The organism is Eubacterium sp. MSJ-13 (genome assembly GCF_018918235.1).
In the GTDB taxonomy this organism is placed as follows: domain Bacteria; phylum Bacillota; class Clostridia; order Lachnospirales; family Lachnospiraceae; genus Butyribacter.
In genome coordinates this window covers 1-9,218 of sequence record NZ_JAHLQE010000073.1, presented here as the reverse complement: position 1 = coordinate 9,218, position 9,218 = coordinate 1, and the positions used below count along the sequence as shown (strand labels likewise).

The window sequence follows — 9,218 nt, the reverse complement described above, 5'->3', positions numbered from 1 at the left end:
ACTTGTAAACTCCGAACAGTTAAACTTAACATAATAATCATTTCCCGGATGCTTATTTTCAAACGACTCCAAAACCTCCGGTGCATAATCATCCGGATATTTAGTTCCCTGGTTTCCTAAAAGTGTAATACTTTCTTCCTGTTCTCTTGTACTCATTTCCTATAATCCTCCATTTTAATCTAATCATTTAACTATATATAATATACTTGCAAAACTGTCATAAACATAAATAGATTGTGTAACTATAATGTTATCCGAAATTGTTTTTATAGTTGCACAATCAACAGTGTCTACAATCAATTTCACACTTTAACCTTTCAATGCCGGGTCTTTCACTCCGTTAAGCCTGAACGCTTCTGCCCTGTCTATACAGGTTCCACATACTCCGCAAGGCTTGTCTCCACCCTCATAGCAGCTCCATGTATATTTGTATGGCACATTAAGTTCAAGTCCTATCTTTACAACTTCCGCTTTTGTCAGCTTTACAAACGGAGCTTCAACTCTAAGCTGATTTCCGCTTCCTATATAAATGGCATCATTTATGGCATTATTAAAACTTTCTGAGCAGTCAGGATATGCGTTGCCTGCCGCATCGTCAGCGTGAGCACCATAATAAATAACTCCACAGTCCTTTGACAATGCGATACTTGCCGCCGTTGACAAAAACAGTCCATTTCTAAAAGGCACATATGTTGACACCGGCTTTCCGTCCGTCTTTTCAAGCTGTTTTGCATATGACTCTTTTGGTATATCCACATCTGAATGTGATAAAAGCGAGCAGTCACTATACTCAAATATCTTTTCAAGGTCGAGTGAGATATGTTCAACTCCGTAATATTCCACAATCTTATTTGATGCTTCAATCTCCTTTGTATGCTTCTGTCCGTATGATATAGACAATGCGATAACATTATCACTACCGTATTTGTCTATTGCCATTCCGAGACAGGTTGTCGAGTCAACACCACCGCTAAATAACACTAATGCTTTCATTGTAATCCTCCTCAAATTATTATACCTATTTGTATTTCTATATAGACAAATGTGTTTATACCACATTATCTAACCAATAAATTTTGTTATATTTCCAAAGCAATCTACACTTTTTGGCATTTACTTTTTTACAATGTTTTGTTGGACTTTGAAAATTTAATGCATTTAATTCTGGGTATAACGCTGTAACATATCCGGTATGTGTTTCTCCGTTTTTATATGTATAAGAAACTAAGTCTCTATGTTTAATACCCAATACATTATCTGCTTTCGCTTTACTCTGCCTACGCATCGGCTTTATAACCCAATCTTTTATATTACAGGTATCAGGCTGTAGATCTGTTATACATATTGCATCATTACTATGACTTTTAGTAATACACCAGTCTATTCTTTTATTTGCTGTATCTCCACCTGATGTAAGATATAATATTCCTAATTGTGATAATTGCTCTCTTAACCATTTTTTGCCTATCATCACATGACTTGCATAATTAAGATTTTTATTATCAGAACTGTTTAGCATATCAAAAAAATGTGGCATATACAATTCTTCCTTACCCTCTGTTTTCTGATGGCAGTTCTCGCACAATGTAATAAGGTTGCCTACTGTATTAGAACCGTTTAATCTTCGTGGTTTTATATGATGTACCTCTAATCGACAATTCGATCTTCCACATTCCATGCATTTACATCCATCCCGCATAATCACAGCCTTTCGAATATTTTCATCTAACCGGTTAGATTTCTGATATTGCCAACTATAAGACTTAAAGCCATCTGTTAATGCTCTGATGTCAATAGCAACATCTTCAAGCCAGTAACTTGTTGTAATAATCCATTTATTTATTTGTTTTATAACTCTCAAAGTAGCTTGCCGCTTCTGTAAGATACTTGGAGCTATCCTGTCGCTTCTTTTAGATGAACTTCGATTGTTAAATCTTGCAGGTCTGTATCTTTTGTGAAAACGACGATAATGTCTATAGCCTCGTCTGGCTTCCATAAGATGTTTTACATCATTACGCTGTTCAATAGTACCTTTAAACAGCACTTTGTTTTTAGTCTGACATTTCTGGACTAAAGCAATACCTGTGTATAAGCCACCATCATCAATACCACAACGAATTTCATCTTTACATATTTCTGATCAAGAAACAGTCTTATTTAATTGTATTACCATTGGATATTTACTAACTAATGTTGCTCTTTTCTTACGAATAAGAAACCATGCTTTTTGTTCTTTTGTCGGTGCTAACTGGTTTTTATCAGCATCTAATACAAATGCATAGTTTGTCATTTCTGACACCTTCCTTTCGGAGAATTTTTCTTCTTGGCAAAGTCATATAGAGGATATGTGTTTACCTGTTATCAATGCAGGACATTAGCATTGTTTCCTAGTTGGCACTCACAGAGCTTCAAACTGAAGATTACATCTAAAGGTGTGTCTTTACCTTACTATATAACATAGTTCATATCTGCAACATATGTTTCCACAGTAGCAGTCACTAAGCCTTGAAACCTACTGTTAAGCCATAGATAAAAGACATAATGTGTCCACTTTTATCTATGTTTATATACATATAACTATATATTTTGATACTTAACAGTTAGTCCTGTTGTAATATATTTTGCAATTTTGCATCTAAAAAACTTCCATGTATAATTTTTTCAGACCTTTCTCTTTTCTGAACATTTTGTTGCAAAGTGACACTATATACACTAAATAATTGTGAAAATAACAGAGTATATAATCAGTTTCGCAATTACTTATGAAAACAATCTCATATTAAGACACACATCATCCTTAAATCTGCCACTAAGATTATATGTCTTTGTTGTTGCCTGATTTTTCTTTATTCCTCTTGCAGTCATGCAGCTATGTGTTCCTTCTATTATAACTGCTACATCTTCAGTATCTAAGATTTCCTTTAAAATCTCAGCTATATCTGAACCTATTCTTTCCTGAAGCTGCAATCTCTTTCCGACCATATCAGCAATCCTGGCAATCTTACTAAGACCGATAACTTTTCCTTTCGGAAGATATGCAACTGTCACTTTCATATCGTACATAAGTGCAAGATGATGTTCGCAATAGCTGAATATGTCTATATCCCTCACTATAACCATATCATCACTGCCCTTTGCCGTACCTGCATCTTCATTAAATGTTTTATTGAACATCTGAGCAATCTCATGATTTGTATAATTCATGCCCTCAAAGACTTCCTCATACATTCTTGCCACTCTGTCAGGTGTTTCCTTTAATCCCTCTCTGTCAGGATCATCACCGAGAGCCACAAGAATCCCCCTGATATGCTCCCTAATCGCCTCTGTGTCTATCATATTTCCTCCTTTCTGTGCCTTTTCTTTTGCACATTTCAACTCTGAGTCATACTACGCTGACTCAAATCTTGTGTCTGAAAAAACTTGCGTGTATGGCTTTTTCAGACTTTCCTTTTTCTGTGCATTTCCTTTGCACATTTCAAGTTTGAGTCATGCTTCGCTTGACTCAAATCTTGTGTCTGAAAAAACTTGCATATATGGTTTTTTCAGACTTTAGACTCCCCTTTCTTCTGGATTCCATATAAACTTATGCATCTGAAGCTGCATACGAACATCATTAAGCTTATTGTCTTTCAGAAAATCAACTATATCCGTCAGTTCTATCTTTCCGAAAACCGGACTGAATATTATATTTACTCTTCCTATTAATTCATATTTTTCAATAATTTCTTTTGCTTTCTTTAAGTCATTTACAGAAGAAGCAACAAATTTTAAAACATCTTTCTTTCTGAGAATTTCAAAATTATCTATATTCATATATTTTTCCATGTCACTCTCAGGAAGTTTATAATCCATTGTAAAACTCACATTTTCAAATTTAAGAAACGGCTTTAAGTCAACACTTCCGTTTGTCTCAATCTCAACTCTTATATCCTTTTGTTTTGAAAATGCTTCAAGCAGTTTGTCAGCATCCTTCTGTAAAAGCGGCTCGCCGCCTGTCAATGTCACATTTTTTATGCCTGATTTTTTCACTCTGTCAACAATCTGCTGTGCTGTCATGTCCTCAGATTCACAATCAGGCTTATTTGCCCACATTGTATCACAGTAATTGCAAGAGAGATTGCAGCCTTTCATACGCACAAACACTGCAAGCTCACCTGCTCTCATGCCCTCACCGTTAATACTCTCAAAAATCTCGACGACTTTAAAACTCATCACTTGTCCTCCTGTTTCCATGCTTATCTATTTTTACTGTTCACATATGCGATATGAACGACAAACCTTTAAATTTATTCCGAATATGCGGCACAATTATTTGGTGTCTCATACACGCACACTTTACTCACATTGTAGCCTTTCTTTTTTACTTCCTCAAAAAAGAACTTTGAAAAATTTTCGGCTGTCGGACGGAATTTTACAAAAATCATCCTGAAATTTTCTTCGTTAAGTGCCTCAACCGTTTTTTCCTTAAGAGTTCCCTCCTCAACGATAAATGCATGGTCATAAAAGTCCGTAATCTCTTTTACATCTTTCTTTAAATCACCAAAATCAACGCACATTCCTCTCTGCTGCCCCTCGGCAATAAGCTCCTCGCAGGCAACATCCACAACTACTCTCCAGCGGTGTCCATGCAGATTTGAACATTTGCCCTCATAACCATGTAAAAAATGCGCTGAATCAAAACTGTTTTCTACTGTAAGATAATACATTTTTTCTCCTCTCACAAAATTAATCTTAGAATCAAGCGGATATTCGCAATCCACTCTGCTACTTGCTTGATAGTAATAAAAAAAAGACAGACATAAAACTGTCTGTCTTTAATGATACTATATTTTCTGACCGCTTTTATAAGCCGGTCTTTTGCACTCTATATAAAAATACAAATATTGTTACCATTCACACCTACAGTGCGACTAATAACCTGATAATATCTAATTAAATACAGCCCTAGTTTTATTTATAGACAGGATGGTACTAATGAACTGTCTGCTATACGAAGACTTACTATATCACATCAGTAAAATTAAGTCAATTGTTTATTTGTCAAGCGGATATTCGCAATCCGCTCTGCTACTTACTTGATAGTGTTAAATTACATTACCATCTTAACTTCTGTCACATCTGTGAGTTTATCAGCAGGGATATAATTGTCATCCTGCTTCTCACCGTTGATGTAGAACTCCTTAAAGCCGCTCTGTGCTCCATTCGGATTTTCTACCTTGATGATGACTTTCTTTCCGCGGAAGTTTTTCTCAAATGAGAATTCTTTCCAGTCTGAAGGTACTGTAGGAGCTACACGAAGTCCGTCAAGGTCAGGGCGCATTCCGCAAATACCCTCTACGCATCCTACCATACATGTTGATGCTGTTCCTGTAAGCCAGTGTACATGTGAACGGCCATGGAATGGGCTTTCGTCACCTTCTGTGTACTGTCCATGTACATATGGCTCAAGTTTACGAACTTCTGCCTTGTCGTTCTGTGATGATGGTGAGCTTTCCTCAAAATACTTGAATGCTTCGTTACCATTTCCTAAAAGTGCTTCCGCAAGTATAAGCCAGCCCTGTGTCTGAGAGAAGATACCACCGTTTTCTTTTGTTGATGGTGGGAAAAGTCCTGCAAGTGCACCGTCGAAGTAATGGTCTACATATGAAGGAGCCATTATCTTTGCACCGTAAGCTGTGTTAAGCTCTCTGTCAACTGATGCCATAGCCTTGTCAGCCTGCTCTCTTGTTGCAAGTCCTGAGATAACTGACCATGTCTGAGGATTTAACCACATACTTGCTTCAGGATCTTTCTTAGAACCGATAAGTTCTCCTGTCTCCTTAAATCCACGATTGAAACGGTCATCTTCCCACCAGAGTTTATTTATTTTTTCTCCGATTTCTTTCTGTGTCTTGTCAAGATAAGCAATATATTCTGTGTCATTCTTCTTCTCAGCAAATTTACGCATAATCGTAAATGCATAATAGAGCTGCATTGCAACGAATGATGATTCTCCGTTCTTTCCAAGTCTTAAACAGTCATTCCAGTCTGCATGAAGTCCGGCAGGAAGTCCATGTGGTCCGAGATGGTTCATAGAGAAGTCGATAGCTCTCTTTAAATGCTCGTAAACACTTGCTTTCTCCTCGATATTTGACCATGTGATCTCCTCATCCATAAATGCAAGGTTTCCTGTCTCAGATACATATTTGTAAACTGTTGGAAAAAGCCAGAGTGCATCATCTGCACGATATGCAGGGTGTCCTGTTTCTCTTACATAATCAGGATCGTCCGGTGTTCCCTCATGACCGGCACGCTCATCATGATCGAAACGGACAAGTGGAAGTCCACCACCATTGTCAACCTGAGCTGAGAGCATAAATCTAATCTTCTCAAGTGCTGCTTCAGGATCTGTATGGATAACCCCCTGAATATCCTGAACAGTATCACGATAACCGTATCCGTTACGCTCTCCACAGTAAACGAATGATGCTGCTCTTGACCATGTAAATGTAAGGAAGCACTGGTATGCATTCCATGTATTTACCATGCTGTTAAATGCCTTGCTTGGTGTGTTTACCTTGAAGTTTTCAAGTTTTGAATGCCAGTATTTCTTTAATTCTTCGATTTCTTTATCGCATACTGAAACATCTTCATATGAAGCGATTATCTCATCTGCAACAGACTCTTTATGTCTTCCCAGGATAAATGCAAGTGTCTTTGTCTCACCCGGTGCTATTTCAAGCGCAGTATGTAATGCACCACAACTGTTTTCATTGTAATTGCATACTCCGTCACATTTTCCTCTTTCAACAGCTATTGGATTGCCATAGTCATGATAAAGACCGATAAACGCTTCCTTATCTCCATTGTAAGATGTAACAGGCTGTCCTGCAAGACCGAAAAATCTCTCTTTTCCGTTGCTTCCATCAGGACCTTTGTACCAGTTAAGGTTTATCTGCTGATAAATCTTATTTTTTCTGAAACTTGTGTTTGTTGTACATAATGTGTACTGAAGATTTACCTGATCCTGATTGTAATTATCATCATTTGTAAGTTCAGCATATCCGAATACTGAAATCTTTCTAGGCTTGTCTGAGTTATTTGTAACCTTTACGCACCATACTTCATATACCTTATTAAGAGGTACATAATACATAGCTTCTGACTTGATACCTGCATACTCAGCAAACATCTTTGTGTAAGCTGTTCCATGATGAACCTCACTCTTGTATTCATTGAGGTCTTTTCCTACGGGCTGCCATGAAGCTGACCAGTAATCACCGTTTTCATCATCTCTAAGATAAACATAACGTCCCGGTGTATCATCACTGTTAAAGTGATAACGAAGGATACGACCATTAGCTCCACTCTTTACGAAGCTGTATCCACCTGCATTGTTTGAAATGATAGCACCATACTCTGGTGAACCAAGATAGTTACACCATGGAGCCGGTGTATTTGGCTTTGTAATGACATATTCTCTGTTTTCTTCATCGAAGTAACCAAAATTCATTTAATAAATCCTCCTTTAGATTGATAAAATCAAAGAATCCTTAAACCCACAGATATAGATTCCCAGATTTTTTCCAGTAAAATTTTCTCTTTAATAATCCTTACGTAAGTTCACTCAGTATAACACAGCAATTCTCTATATAATATAATAAACATGTAAAAAAATTGAATAAATCTATTACATTTTTATTATTAAAAATATATATTCATTAAAAAAGCCATGTATTATTGAGTTTCATGCATCTTTCTTTTTTATATGCGGTTGAAAAAAACGCTTAAAAAAAGTTTTCAATAATTTAACTCAAAAATTGGTGCACTTAACTCACGATGTCAAGCGGATATTCGCAATCCGCTTTGCTACTTGCTCATAACGCTATTAGCTGCTATAGCAGCATACATATCAGAAGAGGCTTATACACCTCCTGATACAAGCAAGTCCCCACCCCCACTTATTGCTCTACATAATAGAAATAGGGAACTTCCTTGATAGTGTTAAATAATATGTGGCATATCATGATATATGTTTTATAGTTTTCGTTCATATAATAAAGTATAAACCATAACATTTCACAAAATTACATCATCACACGCTACAATCTTTCTTTAATTTATATTATATGTTAGCATTTTAATGAGTGTCAACAGCTATTATCGCATTTTTTAACACTATTTTGATGTTTTGTCACTGTTCACACAAATACATGATGCCAACTTACAGACTTATCTGCAAAACTAATACTGTAATAATTGAATTTTGCAAGATAACACCTCGTTTTTAAGTAAAGAAAATAAAAAAAACTTACAAAAAATATTTTTTTCTGTTAAAATATGTATATAGACATTTACAAAACAACTCAATATTTTTGTTGTTTTAGAATTGGAATTTGCACTGTGGTTTCAATTCTATTTATTTGCTCACAGTACAGAATAGGTATTGGTGGAAAATCATGTTTGAAACCGGAAATGTTGTACTTCATCCTTCTGAGGGAGTCTGTAAAATTGATGATGTACGTACTGAACGATTTGACAGCTCTAAAAAGCGTACATACTATGTAATGCATCCTTTATATGCAAAGATTAAATCTACACTCTTTGTTCCTGTTGATAGTGACAAGATAGTTCTTAAAAAAATGCCAACAAAAGACGAGATAATTGAACTTATCAAATCAGTATCAATTGACAATATAGAATGGATAGATAATTCGACACTTAGAAAAGATGCTTTTATGCACATAATTTACAATGGTGATACAAAAGAGATAGTAGCCTTGATAGCCAAACTTCATATCAGAAAAAAGGAGCTTGAAGATAATTGTAAAAAATTTTCTGCGACCGACTCAAAAATTTTAAAAGAAGCCGAGCGTAAAATTTATCAGGAATTTTCTTATATTCTTGACACAGACGAAGAAAATATCCCTGCTTTTATCATGAAATATCTCAATGTATAAATACCAAGATATTTTTTATGTTTGTGAAAGTTCAATAAACTATATTTTATTTGTGCAACATATACATATTAACGAGTATCAGTCTGCGAGAGTGTGCCTTGTGTTGATATTGTATATGCTGTACAAAAATTCGCAGCGCAAACCTAAGTTTCGCATTCCCTATTTATCTTAAGCCAAGCGGATAATCGCAATCCGCTTGGCTACTTGCTCATAACACTATCAGCTGCTATCACATAGCTGCTATAGCAGCATACATATCAGAAGGGGCTTGTACCCCTC

Annotated in this window: 6 protein-coding genes and 2 pseudogenes; 1 reads left to right on the top strand and 7 read right to left on the bottom strand. The window is 36.0% G+C overall.

Annotated features, from left to right (window positions below; translation table 11 throughout):
• The 7 genes and pseudogenes from KQI69_RS10400 to KQI69_RS04535 all read right to left on the bottom strand — a co-directional run.
• Positions 1-156 (bottom strand): annotated as a pseudogene (locus tag KQI69_RS10400) (NADPH-dependent 7-cyano-7-deazaguanine reductase QueF); the annotation flags it as partial.
• A 153-nt stretch (positions 157-309) separates the two neighbouring features.
• On the bottom strand, positions 310-993 hold the full coding sequence (gene queC / locus KQI69_RS04565; protein WP_216564153.1) for a 7-cyano-7-deazaguanine synthase QueC: 684 nt from the start codon (positions 991-993) through the stop codon (positions 310-312).
• A 55-nt stretch (positions 994-1,048) separates the two neighbouring features.
• Positions 1,049-2,290: pseudogene (iscB, locus tag KQI69_RS04560) on the bottom strand (RNA-guided endonuclease IscB).
• A gap of 470 nt (positions 2,291-2,760) precedes the next feature.
• Positions 2,761-3,336, bottom strand: a complete 576-nt coding sequence (gene folE, locus KQI69_RS04550; RefSeq protein WP_216564150.1) for a GTP cyclohydrolase I FolE — start codon at positions 3,334-3,336, stop codon at positions 2,761-2,763.
• A 213-nt stretch (positions 3,337-3,549) separates the two neighbouring features.
• On the bottom strand, positions 3,550-4,212 hold the full coding sequence (queE, locus tag KQI69_RS04545; RefSeq protein WP_216564148.1) for a putative 7-carboxy-7-deazaguanine synthase QueE: 663 nt from the start codon (positions 4,210-4,212) through the stop codon (positions 3,550-3,552).
• Positions 4,213-4,286: 74 nt separating this feature from the next.
• The gene (gene queD, locus KQI69_RS04540; RefSeq protein WP_216564154.1) at positions 4,287-4,706 is read right to left on the bottom strand and encodes a 6-carboxytetrahydropterin synthase QueD; all 420 of its coding nucleotides are present in this window, start codon (positions 4,704-4,706) and stop codon (positions 4,287-4,289) included.
• Between the two features lie 383 nt (positions 4,707-5,089).
• Complete coding sequence (locus tag KQI69_RS04535; RefSeq protein WP_216564146.1) at positions 5,090-7,492, bottom strand: GH36-type glycosyl hydrolase domain-containing protein; 2,403 nt, start codon at positions 7,490-7,492, stop codon at positions 5,090-5,092.
• Positions 7,493-8,438: 946 nt separating this feature from the next.
• Between KQI69_RS04535 and KQI69_RS04530 the strand changes: the two genes are divergently transcribed.
• Positions 8,439-8,939, top strand: a complete 501-nt coding sequence (locus KQI69_RS04530) for a CarD family transcriptional regulator (RefSeq protein ID WP_216564145.1) — start codon at positions 8,439-8,441, stop codon at positions 8,937-8,939.
• The last annotated feature ends 279 nt before the right edge of the window (positions 8,940-9,218 follow it).

Coding starts and splice junctions, on each gene's coding strand:
- folE (WP_216564150.1), bottom strand. CDS start 3,336: ATGATAGACACAGAGGCGATTAGGGAGCATATCAGGGGGATTCTTGTG.
- KQI69_RS04530 (WP_216564145.1), top strand. CDS start 8,439: ATGTTTGAAACCGGAAATGTTGTACTTCATCCTTCTGAGGGAGTCTGT.
- KQI69_RS04535 (WP_216564146.1), bottom strand. CDS start 7,492: ATGAATTTTGGTTACTTCGATGAAGAAAACAGAGAATATGTCATTACA.
- queD (WP_216564154.1), bottom strand. CDS start 4,706: ATGTATTATCTTACAGTAGAAAACAGTTTTGATTCAGCGCATTTTTTA.
- queE (WP_216564148.1), bottom strand. CDS start 4,212: ATGAGTTTTAAAGTCGTCGAGATTTTTGAGAGTATTAACGGTGAGGGC.
- queC (WP_216564153.1), bottom strand. CDS start 993: ATGAAAGCATTAGTGTTATTTAGCGGTGGTGTTGACTCGACAACCTGT.